The sequence below is a fragment of the Sphingobium sp. BS19 genome, assembly GCF_027925545.1.
In the GTDB taxonomy this organism is placed as follows: Bacteria; Pseudomonadota; Alphaproteobacteria; order Sphingomonadales; family Sphingomonadaceae; genus Sphingobium.
This window is the reverse complement of the sequence record NZ_BSEF01000003.1, coordinates 15,638-33,992: the sequence shown is the minus strand read 5'-3', so window position 1 is coordinate 33,992 and position 18,355 is coordinate 15,638. Positions and strand designations below refer to the sequence as shown.

Sequence of the window (18,355 nt, the reverse complement as noted above, 5' to 3'; positions counted from 1 at the left end):
GGATATTGACCCCATGGAAGCTTTTCTCACGTCCACCGCCGTGGTCGCGCTCGCCGAAATCGGCGACAAGACGCAATTGCTGGCGATCCTGCTCGCCACGCGCTTTCGCAAGCCGGTGCCCATCATCGCCGGTATATTGGCGGCCACCCTTGCCAACCATTTCCTCGCCGCACTGGTCGGCCACAGCATAGCGGGCCTGCTCGACAGTCCCGCCTTCCGCTATGCCATTGCCGCCGGGTTCATCGCCATGGCGCTGTGGACGCTCGTGCCGGACAAGATCGACGACGACATGAAGACGCCGACGCGCGCGGGCGTGTTCGTGACCACGCTGGTTGCCTTCTTCCTCGTGGAAATGGGCGACAAGACACAGATCGCGACCATCGGCCTTGGCGCGCAATTCGGCACGCATATGATCGACGTGCTGGCCGTTACGGCGGGCACCACCTTTGGCATGATGATCGCCAATGTCCCTGCGGTCTATCTGGGCGAAGCGCTCATCAAGCGCGTCCCGCTCGGCACCGTGCGCATCGTTGCGGCGTCGCTGTTCTTCGCGCTCGGCCTCTGGCTGCTCGCTTCGTTGCAAGGATGGGTGTGACGCGCAGTTGCGATTCGCGCCCGCCCCTGTTACCGGCCCGCCAAACGTCCGCGCCTTTGCACGAAAGTCCGCTTACATGTCCGATCAGATCAACCGCGTCGTCCTTGCCTTTTCCGGTGGCCTCGACACCAGCGTCATCCTGAAATGGCTGCAACAGACTTATAATTGCGAAGTCGTGACCTTCACGGCGGACTTGGGGCAAGGCGAGGAGCTGGAACCGGCGCGCAAGAAGGCCGAGCTGATGGGCGTCAAGCCCGAGCATATCTTCATCGACGACCTGCGCGAAGAATTCGTGAAGGATTATGTTTTCCCGATGATGCGCGCCAATGCGCTGTATGAAGGGCTGTACCTGCTCGGCACGTCCATCGCGCGGCCGCTGATTGCCAAGCGCCAGATCGAAATCGCCAAGATGGTCAACGCCGACGCGGTCAGCCATGGCGCAACCGGCAAGGGCAACGATCAGGTCCGCTTCGAACTCGGCTATTACGCGCTCCAGCCGGATATCAAGGTCATTGCCCCGTGGCGCGAATGGGATCTGACCAGCCGTACCCGCCTGATCGCCTTTGCCGAAGAGCATCAGATTCCCATTGCGAAGGACAAGCGCGGCGAAAGCCCGTTCTCCACCGACGCGAACATGCTGCACACTTCGTCTGAAGGCAAAGTGCTGGAAGACCCGTGGGACGAAGTGCCCGACTATGTCTATTCGCGCACCGTCAACCCGGAGGACGCACCCGACCAGCCCGAAACCATCACCATTGACTTTGAGCGCGGCGATGGCGTGGCGATCAACGGCGTCGGCATGTCACCCGCGACTTTGCTCGAAACGCTGAACGAATATGGCCGCAAGCACGGCATCGGTCGCCTCGATCTGGTGGAAAACCGCTTCGTCGGGATGAAGTCGCGCGGCATGTACGAAACGCCCGGCGGCACCATCTATCACCTCGCCCATCGCGGGATAGAGCAACTGACGCTGGATCGCGGCGCCGCGCATCTGAAGGACGAGCTGGCCCCGCGTTATGCCGAATTGCTTTACAACGGCTTCTGGTTCTCGCCGGAGCGCGAAATGCTTCAGGCCGCCATCGACCACAGCCAGGAAAAGGTCACCGGCACCGTCCGCCTGAAACTCTACAAGGGCAATGTCTCGGTCACCGGGCGCAAGTCGCCTTTCAGCCTCTACAGCGAAAAGGTCGTGACGTTCGAAGACGACGCCGGCGCCTACGATCAGCGCGATGCTGCGGGCTTTATCAAGCTCAATGCCCTGCGTCTGCGCCTGCTGGGTCGCCGGGATATCTGATCTGGATCAGGGCGTTTCTAAACGCGCCTTTAAGGATGTTTTCAGGGTTGCGCGCATAGGCCCGTCTCATTGAGATGGAGAGACTTATGCACGGGATTCAGCCAAACATTGGCGCAGTTTGGCATGCGGTGAAGCGCAGTGCGACAGTCGCCACCTTCGACATGAAGGGGCATGTCACGGGCGCCAACGACAATTTTCTGGATCTCTTCGGCTATCGGTTCGACCAGATCGTCGGCAAGCATCATCGCATGTTCTGCACACCCGATTATGCGCAATCGGACGACTATGCCCAATTCTGGCGCAAGCTGGCCAGCGGCCGTTTCGACAGCCGCGAATATGCCCGGCTGGACAGCAAAGGCCGCGAAATCTGGATTCACGGCAGCTATAATCCCTTGCTGGACGATAAGGGCGATCAGATCGGCATCGTCAAATTCGCGAACGACATCAGCAAGGAAAAGCGCGCCATCGCTGCGCAGGATGCGCTGCAACGCGACATGCGCGATGCCATTGCGACGCGCGGCACCGAAGTGGAGCATGTCTTGCGTGAGGTCGCGCAGATCGTCGAATCCATCGATTCAATCGCGCGCCAGACCAATCTGCTGGCGCTGAACGCTTCGATCGAAGCGGCCCGCGCAGGCGACGCCGGCAGAGGCTTTTCCGTCGTCGCGACCGAAGTCAAGAAACTCGCTTACGATACGCAGGACGCGACGATGAAGGCGAAGCTGCTCATCGCACGCTGATCCGTCGCCCTCTTGCCTATTGACGGGAAATGCGTCTTAGCTCCGGCATGCGCAGCGCTCCCTCAGCCTCCCGCCGACCGCCGATATTCCCGTGGCGGTACAGCATGTTTCTGGCGCTGCTGGTCATCGCCGGTCCGCTCCTGACGGTGATCCCCTGGCATGAGGCACTCATGGCCGCATTCGACATAGCGGCGGCGGCGTTCCTCGTCTCGGTCTACCCGCTGCTGAAGTCCGACGCGGACACCATGCGCCGCAACGCCGCGAACAACGATGCCAATCGCGAACTGATGCTGTTGCTGACGTTCATCGTCACGCTCGTCATCCTGATTGCCGTTGGCGTGGCGGTTACTGCGCACAATGCCCCCGTGGGCGGTGCCATCGTTCTGTTGCTCGTCACGCTGACGCTTGCCTGGATATTCTCCAACACCGTCTACGCCCTGCATTATGCGCATATCTGCTACATCGCGGACGGACAGGAACCGGAAAAGGGCGGCATAGACTTCCCCAACAGCGAACAGCCCAATTATTGGGATTTCATCTATTTCGCCTTCACGCTGGGCATGACCTTCCAGACGTCCGACGTCAGCATCACCAACACGGCGGTCCGCAAGACAGCGATATTCCATTGCCTCGCCGCATTCATATTCAATCTGGGCGTGATTGCGTTCACCATCAACATTCTTGGCGGCGGCTGATGGCATCATCTGCGCGAAGACAAGACGCCGCCGGGCATGTTATGATGGAACCATCGGAGGCGCTGCATGGGACTTGGGCCGACAGCCATTTGGGCGATAGACTTTGAGGACGGCATTCCCGTCCCTTGCGGGGACAGCGATCTGACGGTCATGCCGCAGGCCGGAACATTCCGCTGGTTGCACCTCAGTCTCGCCGATCAGATCAACCGCGAATGGATTCGTACCGCCGACAGCCTTCCTGCCGGGTTGCGGACCATGCTGCTGGGCGCCGAGGAGCATCAGCGCGCGCTGGTGGAAGAGGGATATCTGGGATGCGTCCTGCATGACGTCGAGCGGGATTTCGATCGGCTGGATGCCGAACGCACCGGGGTGCTACGCATGGCGCTCGGTCCGTCGCTTATGGTTACGGCACGCCACCATCCGCTGCGGTCGGCCGACATAGTCCGCCGCCATGTCGAACGGGACCGGATTCCGGTGCGATCCGCCGCCGATGCGCTGGATCTCGCGGTTTCGGCCATCGTCGAGAATATCGGCGGCGTCGCATCGGCGCAGGCGCGGCAGATCGAAGAATTCGAAGACGAACTGCTCGACCATGCCGAGCGCTTCGATCACCGCCGGTTGATAGGCATTCGGCAGCGCGTCGTGCAATTTCACCGGCTGCTTTCGGGGATGCGCAACGTGTTCAAACGCATGGAACAGGATGCGGACTTGCCTGCATTGCTTCTCCCGACCGTGGAAAAGCTGGCGCAGCAATTGAGCGCCATTGACGATGAAATGCTTTCGATTCACAGCCAGCTTCGCCTCTTGCGCGAGGAAGCGGATTTGCAGGCTGCACAACGCACCAATCAAAATCTCTACGTGCTGTCCATCCTCTCCGCCTTGCTGCTGCCTGCCACGCTCGTCACCGGGTTTTTCGGCATGAATACAGGCGGCCTGCCCTTTGCCCACAGCGGCTACGGCACGGCATTGGCCGCATTGCTGGGCGTTGCCTCCTCGGGCGGCGTATATGCAATGTTGCGGGCGATGGGCCTGCACCGATCCTGATCGGCTCTGCTGCTCTTCACGCCTTGATTACCATTCTGCATTAGACGGGTCGGCATGCGCACGCAGTCCGATCCCTGCCCCCCTTCGGCGGTAAGCCATGGCGTCGGCATTGCCGGTCTGGTCGGCCTGATCGGCTGGACGCTGGTGGCGTGGCATTACGGTATGGATGGCCCCTATGCGGGGATGGCGGCGGTGATCGCCTGCGGCATCCCGATGGTGCTCTGGTCGCTGCTCGTCGACCGCGTCCACCGCAATGCGTCCACGGGCATAGACTGGGACAACGCGCCCCGGCCTTGGCGCGATACACTCGACATCAGCATCGTCAAGATCACTGGCCTGTGGGCGACATGGGGCGGCATTGCCGTCCTTTATTGCCTTGGACGCTGGTATTGGGACGGCGGCTATCGCTTCGCCATGGAGATGTTCGGCACAGCCGCCCCGTTTCTGCTGGCGGCCTCCATCCCCTATGTCCTCTGGCTTGACCGTCGCCTGATCGAGCCGCGCGACGCCTCCTACGCCTTCGGCCAATGGGTGATCGGCGGCGCGGCAGGCAAGGCCGACCGCGCACAGGTCGCGCATCACCTCCGCGCATGGCTGGTAAAGGGCTTCTTCCTTGCCTTCATGCTCTCGGTCGTGCCGTCCAACTTCGCCAATCTGGTGCAGTGGAACCCGGCGGACGTGCTGGCCAACCCCATCGGTCTCGCCAATTTCCTGATCGTGCTGCTGTTCCTGATCGACGTAGCGTTCGCGACCGTGGGCTATATGCTCACCATGAAACCGCTCGACGCGCATATCCGCACCGCCAATCCGTTACTCGCGGGATGGGTCGCCGCGCTGATCTGCTATCCGCCATTCGTGCTGATGGGCAATGGCGGCCCGCTCGACTACCATCACAACACTGCCGACTGGAGCCACTGGCTCGCCGGAGACACACCGGCAATCGTCGCGGTGCAATGGCTCTACGGCAGCGTCCTCGTGATCCTCACAGGCATCTACGCCTGGGCGACGGTCGCATTCGGCCTGCGCTTCTCGAACCTCACGCATCGCGGGATCGTCACCCACGGCCCCTATCGCTGGACCCGCCACCCGGCCTATCTATCGAAGAACCTGTTCTGGTGGCTGTCCAGCCTGCCCTTCCTCGTCACCACGCACAGCCTGGTCGACATGGTGCGCAACACAGCGACGATGGCGATTGTCAGCGCCATCTATTTGTGGCGCGCAAAGACCGAGGAAGCGCATCTGGGCACCGACCCCGCTTATGCCGCCTATAGCGACTGGATGCGCCGCAACGGCTGGATCGACCGCCTGATCGCAAGGATCAAAGCGCCTCGACCTGCACCGACCGTTCAGCCTGCCGAGTAAGCCTTAAAAGCTTTCCTCGGCATATACGCGGCTGACATCGCCCTGCCATTCGCCATGATAGCGGTCGAGCAAACGCTCCGCCGGTGTCTTGCCGCTGGCCACGACATCCTGCAACGCGGCCAGATAGCCGGTTTCATTGTCGCCCACGCTGTTCAGACGCCCGCGCGCCGCCAGCCCGCTGCGCGAAATCTCCAGCACTTCGCCCGCGATATGCCGCAATGTCTTGCCGCCACCGATAGGCGCGTCGAGGCCGAGCCGCGGCACCGAGTCGCGCAGAGCCTGACGCTCGTCCATCGACCAGTCCTTCACCACGTCCCACGCCGCGTTCAGCGCCGTCTCGTCATACAGCAAGCCGACCCACAGCGCGGGCAGCGCACAGATCCGCCCCCACGGCCCGCCATCGGCACCGCGCATTTCAAGGAAGCTTTTCAGGCGCACTTCGGGGAAGGCGGTGGAAAGATGATCTTCCCAGTCCTTTTCCGTGGGCTTTTCACCCGGCAGCACCGACAGCTTGCCCTCAAGGAAATCGCGGAACGAGAGGCCCGAAGCGTCGATATATTTGCCATCGCGGAACACGAAATACATCGGCACGTCGAGCGCATAGTCGGCATAGCGTTCATATCCGAAGCCATCCTCGAACACGAAGGGCAACATGCCCGTGCGGTGCGGATCGGTGTCCGACCAGATATGGCTGCGATAGGACAGGAAGCCGTTTGGCTTGCCTTCGGTAAAGGGCGAGTTGGCGAACAGCGCCGTCGCCAGCGGCTGCAAGGCCAGCGATGTGCGGAACATCTTCGCCATGCCCGCTTCGCTTTGATAATCCAGATTCACCTGCACGGTGCAGGTGCGCAGCATCATGTCGAGGCCCATCGATCCCACGCGCGGCATATGCCGCAGCATGATTTCATAACGGCCCTTGGGCATGATCGGCAATTCGGCGCGTGTCTTGTCCGGCCACATGCCAAGGCCCAGAAAGCCGACGCCCAGCATGTCGCCGACATACTTCACCTGTTCCAGATGCCGCCCGGTTTCCGCGCAGGTCTGATGCAGATTTTCCAGCGGCGCGCCGGACAGTTCGAGCTGTCCCGCCGGTTCCAGACTGATCGTCCCGTCGTCGCCTGCCAGCGCGATGATGTTCTCGCCTTCGAACACCGGCTTCCAGCCATAGCGGGTCAGGCCGATGAGCAGCGTATGGATACCGCCCTTTTCCTCATAGGAGGGGGCGTGATGATCCTTCATCGAATAGACGAATTTCTCATGCTCGGTGCCGATGCGCCAGCGTTCGGGGGGCTTTTCCCCCTTGGCAAAAAGCGCAATGAGCTGATCGCGGCTTTCAATGACCGGATCGTTGCCGCCTGAATCTGTCCTTGTGCTCATGCGCCGCCCTTAGCTGTTACCCCGCACACGTCAAATAGAGCGGACGGATCGCAGATAAGCCCGACCTATCGGCGACGCAATCCCATTGCGGATCGAAACTGTTTTATTCTTTAGCCCAGTCGCCATTCAGCGTCATCCACGCTGCCGTAGCGGCAATGGCCGCTGTCTCCGCGCGCAGGATACGCGGCCCCAGCGACACCGGCACTGCAGCGGGATGCGCGCGGATCGCGTCGCGCTCAGCCGGATCGAAACCGCCCTCCGGCCCGACCAGAAACGCTGCCGGGCCTTTATGCGCCGTCAAAGCCTCCGCAATCGGCGCGCCTCCCGTCTCATCGGCAAAGAACAGATGCCGCCCGTTGGGCCAGTCACGCAACAGCGCATCCAGCTTCATCATCTCGGAAAGCTCCGGCAACGCCGTTCGCCCACACTGTTCGGCAGCCTCCACCAGATGCGCACGCAACCGATCCAGATTGAGCTTGTCCACCACTGCGCGCCGGGTCAGCACCGGCTGCAGCCGCGCGACGCCCAGTTCGCACGCCTTTTCCGCGATCAGGTCGATCCGTCCCTTCTTGATCGGCGCGACACACAGCCAGAAATCGGGCGTCGTTTCCAGCGGTCGCGTCTGCGCGACGCACTCCAGCACCAGATCGCGCTTGCGGATATCGCGCGCCTTCGCGGCCCACTCCCCCGATGCGCCATCGAACAGCAGCACGATCTCATCCGCCTTCACGCGCATCACACTGATCAGGTAATGTGCCGCATTGCCGTCCACCGCGACTGACACGCCCTCCCCCAATGCCGTTTCGACATACAAACGCGGTGCGCTTTGCGGCGGCCATGCAGGGGTTGCAGTCATCGAGAAATCCATCCATCCGTTCGGCCGAACATATCGACCCGCTTTCTTCTAAAGACCAAGAACCGCATTTCGACAAGCACAGGCGAACGGAACACAGGTGACCCAGAATATCGTCCCCGACAGCGAAGCCCGTGGCCTGATGGCGCGCCTCCCCGCCACATGGCGCAGCCTTGCCCTGCTCGCGCGCTTCGACAGGCCGATCGGCTGGTGGCTGCTGTTCTGGCCCGGTGCCTGGGCGATAGCGTTGGCGGGCGGCGCAATTGCGCGGTGGGACATGATCGCATGGTTCCTGCTGGGCAGCATCGCGATGCGTGGCGCAGGCTGCGTCTATAACGACATCGTCGACCGCGATCTGGACCGGCAGGTGGCTCGCACAGCGGCACGGCCCTTGGCCAGCGGTGCCCTTTCGCTCAAAGTCGCGTGGATATGGCTGGTTGCGCTCAGCTTCTTCGGTCTCATCGTCCTGCTCCAGTTGCGGCTCTATGCGCAGGTCGTGGCCCTCGCCAGCCTTGCACTGGTCGCCGCCTACCCTTTCATGAAGCGCATCACCTGGTGGCCGCAGGCGTGGCTGGGGCTGGTCTTCAGTTGGGCCGCGCTGGTCGGGTGGAGCGAAATCGCCGGATCGCTGACCGCGCCGGGGCTGACGCTCTACGCCGGGAGCATCCTCTGGGTCATCGGTTACGACACCATCTACGCGCTGCAGGATCGGGAGGACGACTCGCTGATCGGCGTCCGGTCCAGCGCCTTGCGCATGGGAAAGCGCGTCCGTCCCGGTGTGGCGTTGTTCTACGCCGGGGCGCTGGCCTGCTGGGCCGCTGCCATCTGGCAGGTCCGCCCTGAACCGCTGGCCCTGCTGGCCTTGCTCCCAATGGCCCTGCATCTTGGCTGGCAGGTCGCGACGCTGAAGGAAGACGGCGCGGACCCGCTGACCAAGTTCCGTTCCAACCGCTTCGCCGGGCTGCTGATGTTCCTTGCCTGCCTCGTGGTCGGCAGCGCGTAATCGCCCTGCCATCAAAAAGCCGTATGAAGCGGACATAAAGGATGTCGTCCTGCGTTCACGCACGACAACAGGAGCCAATCCCCGTGAAGAATGCATTTGGAATATGGGCGGATATGCTCTCGTCATGGAGCGCCGTGGCCCAATCGACTCAGCGCATGGGGACGATGGCGACCGATTCGGCTTATGTCGTCGATCACCGCACGAAGCTGATGGCCGACGCCCTGCGTAACCCGATGACCGGCGATTATGCCGAACTGTCGATGATGGTGCCGGAAAAGGTAACAGCCTTCTCGCAAGCCGGCATCGCCGGATGGAGCGCAATGGCCGCCATGCAGTCCGACAGCTTCGCGATCTGGCAGCGGATGATGACGATGGCGCTGTCGGGAAAGCCGATGACCGCCGCGCAGGGCCGGGCGCTGGCCGTCCAGTCCAGCCGCGCCATCAAGCGTGCCAGCACCGCGTCCGACCGGATCATGGCCCCCGTGCAATCGGGCGCCAACGCCAATGCCAAGCGCCTGAGAAGCAAGAAAGCCTGATCTATTCGGCGGCGAGCAACCGCTCCGCGCCGCCCAGATCGACCGAAACGAGGCGGCTGACGCCTTGCTCCACCATCGTCACGCCGAACAGCCGATGCATCCGCGCCATCGTCACGGCGTTATGCGTCACGATCAGATAGCGCGTCTTGGTATCCGCGACCATCCGGTCGAGCAGGTCGCAGAACCGCTCGACATTCGCGTCGTCCAGCGGCGCATCGACTTCGTCGAGGACGCAGATCGGCGCGGGATTGGTCAGGAACAGGCCGAAGATCAGCGCCACTGCCGTCAACGCCTGCTCCCCGCCCGATAACAACGTCAGCGCCGCCAGCTTCTTCCCCGGTGGTTGCGCCATGATCTCCAGCCCCGCCTCCAGCGGATCGTCGCTGTCGATCAGTTGCAGATGCGCTTGCCCACCGTTGAACAGGGTCGTGAACAGCCGCCGGAAATGCCCGTCCACCGCCTCGAACGCTGCCAGCAACCGCTGTCGCCCCTCGCGGTTCAAACTACCGATGGAGCCGCGCAGCCGATGGATCGCCTGTGTCAGTTCCTCGCTCTCGGCCCGGCTGCGCGCCTGATCGGCTTCCAGCTCGGCCAGTTCCTGCGCCGCTACCAGATTGACCGGACCGATCCGCTCGCGCTCCGCCATCAGCCGGTCCTGCTCGGCCTGTTCGGTCTGCGCGATCCGGATCGTCGCGCTGTCGAAGCCCAGCTTTTCAGGCAGTACCGGCGGCGGACATTCGAACCGCTCACCTGATAGCCGCCCCATTTCCAGCCGCTTTTCCTGCGCCGATTCCGCGCGCGCGACGGCACCGGCGCGTGCTTCCCGCGCCTCGCTGACGCCTTCGCCCATCGCCTGGGTATGCGCTTCGGCCGCGCGCAAGGCGGCTTCGGCATCGCGCTCCGCCTGTTGCGCCTGCGCCGCGGCACCGTTCAGCGCTGCCGTGTTCTGCGACAATGTCGCGATCTCGGCATCCAGCGCTTCGGGTTTCCCGATCAGCACCGCCCGATCCGCCGCAATCGCTTCGGCCCGCCCCGCCATCGCCGCGATCCGCTTGGCCGCTTCGCCTGCGCGCGAACGCCAGCTACGCGCTTCGGCGTCCGCCGCCGCCATGCGGTCTCGATCCGCTGCGATGGCCCGCTCGGCCATCGCCCGATCCGCCTGCATCTGGCTGACCGACAGCCGTGCCCGCTCACTTGCCTGCGACAGCGTGGCCACCAATTCTCGCATTTCCGATCCATCGGGAATGTCTGCGCGCGCCGCCTGCGCCGCCTCATGCTCAGCTTGTGCGGCGGCATAATCCCGGCCCATATCGGCGAACCGCGTTTCCAACTCCGCGCGCCGCGCCGCCAGCCGTTCCAACGTCCCGCTCGTCTCGTCGATGGTCCGCAGCGCAACGCGCAGCCGCTGATCTGCATCGGACAGCCCCACCCGCCCCTGCGTCAGTGCCGCCGCAGCCCCCCGCGCCGCCTCTTCCGCCGATGCAAGCGCCCCCTGCGCCTGCCCGACAGCCTCCACCAGAGCCGGTCGTGCCGCCGCGATAGCATCCAGCCGATTGAGCCGGATCAACCGCTGCGCTGCTTCCGCCCCGCCTTCGGTCGCAACGAACCCGTCCCAGCGCCGCATCTGCCCGTCCAGCGTCACCAGCCGCTGCCCAACGGCCAGCACCTGCCCCGCATCGCGGTCCGCCACCGCGACTTGCGCGAGCCTGCGCGCCAGTTCAGGCGGGGCCGTCACATGTTCGGCCAGCGCCGCACAGCCAGCAGGCACAGCCGGATCGTCCGCCAGCGCAGCACCCCCCGCCCAGCGACGCTTGCCGTCGCCGCCAATGCCCGCTTCCAGATCGTCGCCCAGCGCCGCCGCCAGCGCACGTTCATATCCCGGCGCAGCCTTCACCCGATCCAGCGCCCGCCCACTACCAGACCCCCGCTCGACTGCCTTGGTCAGCGCCGCCGCTTCGCTATCCAGCGCCGCCAGCGCCGCGCGGGCAGACGACAGCGCCGATTCCGCCGCACTGCGCGATACGCTGGCGCTCTCCCGCGCAGCCTCTGCCTCGACGATGTTCGCTTCCGCCGCCTGCCGATCCGCCTGCGCCACTGCCTGCGCCTCGGTCGCATCCTGCCGCTTCTGCTCCAGCGGCGCAGCGTCCGGCAAGGTCCGCACTTCGCCCTCCAGCTTCCGCAGATCGCGCTCCGCCCGCTCCAACCGGCCCCGTGCCGCCACCAAAGCCGCCTCGGCCACGCGCAACTCGGCCTGCTCGCCCGCTTGCTTGGCCATCGCCCGCGCCAGTTCGACTTCAGCGTCACGCGCCGCCGTTTCCGCCTGCGCCACGCGCGCCGCCCGCTCCGGCTCCGCAGCCTGCGTCTCGGCGATCCGCACCTTCAGCATCGCGATCTCGCCCGCCAGCCGCTCCAAAGCCTCGGCAGCATCATGCGCCAACGCCCCTTCACGCCCGCGATCTTCCTCCAGCCGCTCGGCCTGTGCAGACAAGTCCGCCAGTCGCTGCGCCGCCGCGCTGCGTTCCGCCGTCAGCGCGGTCAGCCGATGCCCCGCTTCGTTCGCTGCGTCGCGCGCCTGCTGCGCCACCGCGCGCGCCTCCGCCAGCGCATCCACGGCAGCCCGACCATGCGCCGCCGCGGCCATCTGCGCTTCCTGCGCTGCCGTCACTGCGGCTTCGGCAGCCTGCGCCTCCGCCTTCGCCGCGTCCGCCGATGCCGCCGCCTCCCGCCAGCGCGCAAAAATCGCCCGTGCCTCAGCGGTCCGGATCTGCACCGACAGCGCCGTATAGCGTTCCGCCGCCCGCGCCTGCCGCCGCAGCGCATTGGCGCGATTGTCCATGTCGCCAAGAATATCGTCCAGCCGCGCCAGATTGGTTTCCGCCGCGCGCAATTTCTGCTCCGCATCGCGCCGCCGCACATGCAGGCCCGCAATCCCTGCCGCTTCCTCCAGCATGGCGCGCCGTTCCTGCGGACGCGCGGCGATCACGGCGGCGATCTTGCCCTGACTGACCAAAGCGGGACTATGCGCCCCCGTCGCCGCATCGGCGAAGATCAGCGACACGTCCTTGGCGCGCACGTCGCGGCCATTGGCGCGATAGGCGCTGCCCGCGCCGCGTTCGATCCGGCGAATGACTTCCAGCTCGCCGTCCGCGCCGACATCGACCGAGGGGAAAAGCTCGCCCTGCTCCTGAATGGTCATCAGCGAGACTTCGGCAAAGTCACGCTGCGGGCGGGTGGCGGTGCCTGCGAAGATCACATCTTCCATGCCCCCGCCGCGCATGGATTTGGCGCTCGATTCGCCCATCACCCACCGGATCGCTTCCAGCAGGTTGGATTTGCCGCAGCCATTGGGACCGACAATGCCCGTCAGCCCCGGCTCGATCCGCAATTCGGCAGCATCGACGAAGCTTTTGAAACCGCTAAGTTTCAGCCGCCTTATCTGCACGACGCGCCCCAGTTACAGCAAAGGGCGCTGGTGCAGATACTCTTAAGGAAAGACCGCCCCCCGCGCGCCAATCAGACGCCTGCTTCCTTGAGCTTTTCGCGCAGCACTTCCCATGTCGTCGCATTTTCGACGACGGTGCCGTTCATGATGAAGGTCGGCGTGCCGGTAATGTTATACTTCGCCGTCGCGTCCTGCACGCCCTTGGCCAGCTTTTCCGCTTCGGCGGTGTTCGCGAGGCATTGCTTGCCCTGATCTTCGGCAATGCCGCGCTGCATCGCGAATTCCAGCAGGCCTGTGTCGTTCGCCAGCATGATGAAACGCTGCTGCGGCGGCGCGGCCATCGCGGTCTGATAGGGGCCATCGCCCATCTTCTGCACCTTTTCGAACATCGGCGCCTGATTGGCGAAGAACTGTTCGGACAGCGGGAAATAGGGGCCGGTGCCACCGCAGCGCGCCAGCAGCGCCATCGTCATGTCCAGCGGATCGCGCACATAATTGCGCGATTCAAAGCTCATCTTGCCGGTGTTCACCAGGTTACGGATTTCCTCAGACGACTTCTCGGAGAACTCTGCGCAATGGCTGCAGGTGTAGGATGCGAATTCGATGACCTTCACCTTCGCATTGGGATTGCCCATCACGAACCCGCCTTCGGGCGTGGTCGCAACCGTATCGGCCCATGTCGTTCCGGCAGGCGCAGCGACCGTGGCAACCGGCGCACCGGACGGTGCGGAAGCATTGCCCGCGTCCTTTTCGCTACAGGCGGCGAGGGAGAGGGCCAGGGCGGCAGTTGCGAGACCGGTCAGAAATTTCATGCGAAGCGTTTCCGTCATTTGGGGGCAATATCGGCGCGGGTTTAATTCACTTGGTCCCGGCGGGCAATGCAGCGCGCAGCGTGTCCCAGGTCGATGTGCTGGTGAGCAGCTTGCCGTTCACCGTAAAGCTGGGCGTGCCAGTGATCTTCAACGTTTTCCACGCTTCCTCGGTCATGCCCGTAACCTGCTTGAGCGCGGCCGGACTGGCGACACAGGCGTCGAGCTGCTGCGGCGTAAAGCCGCGCTTGCCCATCAGCGTATACAGCCCCGTCTTCTTGCCGATCTCCTGCAGCACGGCGGCAGGCGACTGCTTCGCCGGCGGCTCCGTTTTGGCAGCGTCAAAGGCTTCCACTTCGGCTATCCACGCAGCCTGATTGGCAAACAGCGCTTCATGATTGCCATAGAAGCGCGCCGGTCCCCCGCACCGCGCCAGCAACGCCGCCGTCAGGTCATAGCGGTCGCGCACCGCATTGCGCACTTCGACGCTCGCTTTGCCGGTCTTCACCCAACCGGCCTTCAGCGGCGCGGAAGCCTCCGCCACGAAATGCGCGCAATGGCTGCACGTATAGCTGATATATTCCACGATCTTGGTCGGCGCGGCGGGGTTGCCCATCATATAGCCCCCTGCCGGAGACAGCGTAACGCGCGTCGTCCAGTCCACGGCCTTCGCGGCAAAGGCGGTGGCGGGAATGAGGGCGAGCAGGCCAAGCACCGATGCGCGTTTTTTCATGAATCAATCTCGATAGGGAAGGATCAACTGATCTTGGGCAATCCGCTGGAATTGGCAAGCCCCTGCGCCAGCGATTCGAGCACCGCGCGCAATTCGGGATCGCCGATATCGCGCAGCGAGTCGCCCAGTTCGACCGGGATGGGCCGCAGATTTTTGGGCGGCGGCGTGCGCAACGGCGTCTTCGGTTCGACATGCCCCTGCCGCATCGTCACCTTGGCAATCGCGGCATAGCCGAAAAAGCGGTTCACTCGCTCGATGATGTCGGGCAGCACATGCTGCAGCATCGTCGCATGGCCGCTGGACACCGTCAGCGACAGGGTGCCGCCCGCTTTCTTCCCCACCGGAAACCTGATCGAGTCGGGCGCGCTGATGTCGGCATAATGCGCGCCGACGATATCGCCCCAGCGCGTCACGATGCTCGATTGCACAAAGCCAAACTTGCGGAACGCGGCGCGACCGATGTCCGGCATCAGGTCCGCAATCGCGCGCGATCCGTTGATCCGCGGGCGTTCGTCCGCGGGTTTGGGTACCGCTTTGGCAGCCGACTTCTTCGGCGCAGCTTTTTGTTTGGCCGCAGGAGGATCAGAGCGTTCCGTCATCGCGCGCTTAATGGCATAGCCCGCCCATGCCCGTCGAGAGTTCATCGGTCGCCAGCCGCCTGCTTGCCCATTATGACCGCCACGCCCGACGGTTGCCGTGGCGCGCCCTGCCCGGCGCGAACGCCGCCGATCCCTACCGCGTCTGGCTGTCCGAAGTGATGCTCCAGCAGACGACCGTCGCCGCCGTCATCCCCTATTTCGAAAAATTCACCGCGCGCTGGCCTACCGTGGCCGATCTGGCCGCTGCGCCCGATGCCGACCTGATGAGTGCATGGGCGGGCCTTGGCTATTATGCCCGCGCCCGCAATCTGCTCGCCTGCGCACGCGCAGTGGTCAGTGATTGGGGCAGCGCTTTCCCGACAACCGAAGCCGATCTGCTGAAGCTCCCCGGCGTGGGTGCCTACACGGCCGCAGCCGTCGCCGCGATAGCCTTCGGCCAGCGCGCCGTGGTCGTGGACGCCAATGTCGAGCGCGTGGTGGCAAGGCTGTTCGCGCTCGAAACCCCGCTCCCCGCCGCCCGCCCCGAAATTCGCGCAAAAGCCGACGCCCTCACCCCCACCACCCGCGCCGGAGACTTTGCGCAGGCGATGATGGACCTGGGCGCGACCGTCTGCACCTCCCGCAACCCCGCCTGCGGCATCTGCCCGCTGCGCGAGGATTGCGCCGCCTTTCGCACCGCCGATCCCGCTGCCTATCCGCGCAAGGCCGCCAAGAAGGCGAAACCGCAGCGCAGCGGCCATGTCTGGTGGATCGTCCGCGACGATCATGTCTGGCTGGAACGGCGACCCGACAAAGGCTTGCTCGGCGGGATGCGTGGCCTGCCGACGTCGGACTGGTCCGCCACCCCCGACCCCGCGCCGCCCGCCGACGCATGTTGGACGGCGTTGCCCACGCCCGTCGCCCATGTCTTCACGCATTTCGCCCTGTCGCTAACCGTTCACATCGGCGCGATAGATAGCGATTGCATGGACCACCAAGACGGGGAATGGTGGCCCATAGCACGCATGGCCGATGCGGGCCTGCCGACGCTGTTCGCAAAGGTCGCCGACGCCGTATCGAAGAAAGAGGATGCCTTATGACCATGACGATTCTGGACCGCCGCAGCCTCCTGCGCGGCGCGGCCCTGCTGGGTGCGGGTGCGGCCTTCCCCTTTCCCGCCTGGGCGCGGACGCCGCAGTGGGAAGGGCTTCAGGTCCTGATCGACGGGTATATCGCGGAAAAGAAATTCCCCGGCAGTGTCATCGCCGTGGGCAAAGGCACCGCCGCCCCGGATTTCCTGACCGGCGGCACCATCGCCAGCGATTCGGCCACGCCTGCCGATGCCGATACACTCTGGCGCATCTATTCCATGACCAAGCCGATCACCGGCATGGCCGCGATGATCCTGATCGGCGAAGGCAAGCTGAAACTGGATCAGCCGATATCCGATTTGATCCCCGGCTTCGCGTCGATGCAGGTATTGACCAGCCCCGACACCAGCCTCGACGCCGTTCCCGCCAAGACCGCGATCACCGTGCGCCATCTGATGACGCACACGGCAGGCCTTGGCTATTCGATCATCACCAAGGGACCGTTGCTCGCCGAATATCAACGTTTGGGCCTCTACGCCTTCATCGCGTCGCGCGCGCCGTTGCCCGGCCAGCCGCCGATGGTCCACGCGCCGTCGCTCAAGGATTTTGCCGACCGCCTCGCCACCTTGCCGCTGATCGCGGAGCCGGGCACCAAATGGAGCTATTCGGTCGGTCTCGACGTACTGGGCCGCGTGATCGAAGTTGCATCGGGCCAGCCCTTCGACCGCTTTCTGCAGGACCGCCTTTTCACGCCGCTCAAAATGAACAGCACCGGGTTTCAAGTCGCCCCGGAAAATGCCGGACGCCTCGCCACCAATTATTATCACGCCGGGCCGCTCACCCTGCCCGTGGACACCGGCGCGGCATCGGTATTCCTCGATCCTTCCCCCTTCCCCTTCGGCGGCGCGGGCCTGATTTCCAGCGCGCGCGATTATGACCGCTTCCTCGCCATGCTGGTGGGCGGCGGCACGCTGGACGGCGCACGGATCATGCCGCCGCAGATGGTGCAATTGGGCATGTCCAACCTCTTGCCCCCCGCCGTACCGACCAATGTACCGCTGCTGGACGGGCGCGGCTTTGGCGCGGGCGGGCGCGTGACGCTCACCGGCGTCGGCGCCGGCAGCTATGGCTGGGCAGGTGCAGCAGGCACGGTAGGCTTTGCCGATCCGGTGCGCAAAATTCGCGCAGGGGGCTTTGCCAATTACATGCCTGCCGAAACGATCCCGTGGCAGACCGGCGTCGCCGCCGCTGTATACAAGGCGATCCTGTGACGCTGCCCGGTTTCGTCGGCGGCACGCTGGACCGCGCCGACCGCGTCAGGAACGACCCGGCCTTGATTGCGGAAGCCTTCGCTGAACCGAGCGCGCGGGTGGTGGTGCTCGATGGGCTCGATCCGCTGGTGGACGGTGCCAGCCTTGCGACCGGGCCGGTGCCGCCACACGCCGATGTCGCGGATTTCCTGTTGCTCGGCGTGGGTGACAATGGTCCGATGTTCGTCGCGCTCGACGCGGCGCAAGGCAATGGCGCAGCCTTCGCGCCAAAGGTCTGGAGCCTCGCCTCGCTCCTGACGCCCGACCAGTTGGCGCTCTATGGCACTGCGCGCAGCCTGATCGACTGGCACGCGCGCCACGGCTTCTGCGCCCGCTGCGGCACCCCTACTGCGCCGATCAAGGCAGGCTGGGCGCGCCGTTGCGGCGGGGCGGTCAGCGGCAGCGAAAGCGAACCGCGCGGCTGCGGCGCGGAACATTTCCCCCGCGTCGATCCGGTGACGATCATGCTCGCCGAACATGACGGCCGCGTGCTGGTGGGCCGCCAGCCCCGCTTCCCCGCCGGTCGCTACTCCGCGCTCGCCGGCTTCGTCGAACCGGGCGAAACCATCGAGGAAGCCGTCGCCCGCGAACTGTGGGAAGAAGCCGGGATCGTCGTGGACAATGTCCGCTACATCATGAGCCAGCCCTGGCCCTTCCCCTCCTCCCTCATGATCGCCTGCATCGCAGAGGCGCGGGACGACACGCTCACCATCGACGAAACCGAAATCGAACACGCCATGTGGGTGACCAAAGAAGAGGTCCGGGCAACGTTAGCCGGAGAAGCAGGCGCCCCCTTCGTCGCGCCGCCGGAAATGGCGGTAGCGCATCATCTGTTTCGGGCTTGGTTGAGGGAGTAGCCAATAAAATTGACTTCCCCCTGCAAATTTGTATAT

At 64.4% G+C, this 18,355-nt stretch carries 17 protein-coding genes; 11 read left to right on the top strand and 6 right to left on the bottom strand.

Annotated features, from left to right (window positions below):
* Positions 1-13 precede the first annotated feature (13 nt).
* The 6 genes from QMG56_RS03855 to QMG56_RS03830 all read left to right on the top strand — a co-directional run bounded on the left by QMG56_RS03855 (position 14) and on the right by QMG56_RS03830 (position 5,730).
* The gene (locus QMG56_RS03855; RefSeq protein ID WP_281821272.1) at positions 14-595 is read left to right on the top strand and encodes a TMEM165/GDT1 family protein; all 582 of its coding nucleotides are present in this window, start codon (positions 14-16) and stop codon (positions 593-595) included.
* A 76-nt stretch (positions 596-671) separates the two neighbouring features.
* Entirely contained in the window at positions 672-1,889 is a 1,218-nt protein-coding gene (locus QMG56_RS03850) for an argininosuccinate synthase (protein ID WP_230186605.1), read from the top strand.
* Positions 1,890-1,975: 86 nt separating this feature from the next.
* Entirely contained in the window at positions 1,976-2,629 is a 654-nt protein-coding gene (locus QMG56_RS03845; RefSeq protein WP_281821271.1) for a methyl-accepting chemotaxis protein, read from the top strand.
* 47 nt (positions 2,630-2,676) lie between these two features.
* A complete protein-coding gene (locus QMG56_RS03840) occupies positions 2,677-3,324 on the top strand; it encodes a DUF1345 domain-containing protein (RefSeq protein ID WP_281821270.1) in 648 nt (215 codons plus the stop codon).
* 66 nt (positions 3,325-3,390) lie between these two features.
* Complete coding sequence (locus QMG56_RS03835; protein WP_281821269.1) at positions 3,391-4,368, top strand: CorA family divalent cation transporter; 978 nt, start codon at positions 3,391-3,393, stop codon at positions 4,366-4,368.
* 54 nt (positions 4,369-4,422) lie between these two features.
* The gene (locus QMG56_RS03830; RefSeq protein WP_281821268.1) at positions 4,423-5,730 is read left to right on the top strand and encodes an isoprenylcysteine carboxylmethyltransferase family protein; all 1,308 of its coding nucleotides are present in this window, start codon (positions 4,423-4,425) and stop codon (positions 5,728-5,730) included.
* A gap of 3 nt (positions 5,731-5,733) precedes the next feature.
* Here QMG56_RS03830 and QMG56_RS03825 read toward each other — a convergent pair whose 3' ends face one another.
* Together QMG56_RS03825 and QMG56_RS03820 are read right to left on the bottom strand one after the other, a co-directional pair.
* On the bottom strand, positions 5,734-7,107 hold the full coding sequence (locus QMG56_RS03825) for a glutamate--cysteine ligase (RefSeq protein ID WP_230186601.1): 1,374 nt from the start codon (positions 7,105-7,107) through the stop codon (positions 5,734-5,736).
* 103 nt (positions 7,108-7,210) lie between these two features.
* Positions 7,211-7,963, bottom strand: coding sequence for a 16S rRNA (uracil(1498)-N(3))-methyltransferase (locus tag QMG56_RS03820; protein WP_281821267.1), 753 nt, complete (start codon positions 7,961-7,963; stop codon positions 7,211-7,213).
* Positions 7,964-8,060: 97 nt separating this feature from the next.
* Here QMG56_RS03820 and ubiA point away from each other — a divergent pair, with 97 nt between their 5' ends.
* Together ubiA and QMG56_RS03810 are read left to right on the top strand one after the other, a co-directional pair.
* Complete coding sequence (gene ubiA / locus QMG56_RS03815; RefSeq protein WP_230186599.1) at positions 8,061-8,963, top strand: 4-hydroxybenzoate octaprenyltransferase; 903 nt, start codon at positions 8,061-8,063, stop codon at positions 8,961-8,963.
* A gap of 83 nt (positions 8,964-9,046) precedes the next feature.
* Positions 9,047-9,499, top strand: coding sequence for a hypothetical protein (locus tag QMG56_RS03810; protein WP_230186598.1), 453 nt, complete (start codon positions 9,047-9,049; stop codon positions 9,497-9,499).
* A 1-nt stretch (position 9,500) separates the two neighbouring features.
* Here the strand turns inward: QMG56_RS03810 and smc are convergent, their stop codons facing one another.
* From smc to QMG56_RS03790, 4 genes are all read right to left on the bottom strand, one after another.
* A complete protein-coding gene (smc, locus tag QMG56_RS03805) occupies positions 9,501-12,941 on the bottom strand; it encodes a chromosome segregation protein SMC (RefSeq protein WP_281821264.1) in 3,441 nt (1,146 codons plus the stop codon).
* Positions 12,942-13,012: 71 nt separating this feature from the next.
* Positions 13,013-13,753 carry a thioredoxin domain-containing protein gene (locus QMG56_RS03800; protein ID WP_230186596.1) on the bottom strand — a complete coding sequence of 247 codons (741 nt, stop codon included), beginning with the start codon at positions 13,751-13,753 and terminating at the stop codon, positions 13,013-13,015.
* 46 nt (positions 13,754-13,799) lie between these two features.
* Positions 13,800-14,483, bottom strand: coding sequence for a thioredoxin domain-containing protein (locus tag QMG56_RS03795; RefSeq protein ID WP_281821263.1), 684 nt, complete (start codon positions 14,481-14,483; stop codon positions 13,800-13,802).
* A gap of 23 nt (positions 14,484-14,506) precedes the next feature.
* Positions 14,507-15,082, bottom strand: a complete 576-nt coding sequence (locus QMG56_RS03790; RefSeq protein ID WP_281821262.1) for a DUF721 domain-containing protein — start codon at positions 15,080-15,082, stop codon at positions 14,507-14,509.
* Between the two features lie 26 nt (positions 15,083-15,108).
* On the opposite strand from QMG56_RS03790, the gene mutY reads away from it, so the two are divergent.
* The 3 genes from mutY to nudC are packed head-to-tail and all read left to right on the top strand — an operon-like array spanning position 15,109 to position 18,319.
* Positions 15,109-16,161 carry an A/G-specific adenine glycosylase gene (gene mutY / locus QMG56_RS03785; RefSeq protein ID WP_281821261.1) on the top strand — a complete coding sequence of 351 codons (1,053 nt, stop codon included), beginning with the start codon at positions 15,109-15,111 and terminating at the stop codon, positions 16,159-16,161.
* Positions 16,158-17,423: a serine hydrolase gene (locus QMG56_RS03780; protein WP_281821260.1), complete on the top strand. Its 1,266-nt coding sequence runs from the start codon at positions 16,158-16,160 to the stop codon at positions 17,421-17,423. Before mutY ends, QMG56_RS03780 begins: the two co-directional genes overlap by 4 nt.
* Positions 17,420-18,319 (top strand): NAD(+) diphosphatase, encoded by a 900-nt coding sequence (gene nudC, locus QMG56_RS03775; protein WP_281821259.1) that lies wholly within the window; start codon positions 17,420-17,422, stop codon positions 18,317-18,319. The genes QMG56_RS03780 and nudC overlap by 4 nt, the downstream gene beginning before the upstream one ends.
* Positions 18,320-18,355 lie beyond the last annotated feature (36 nt).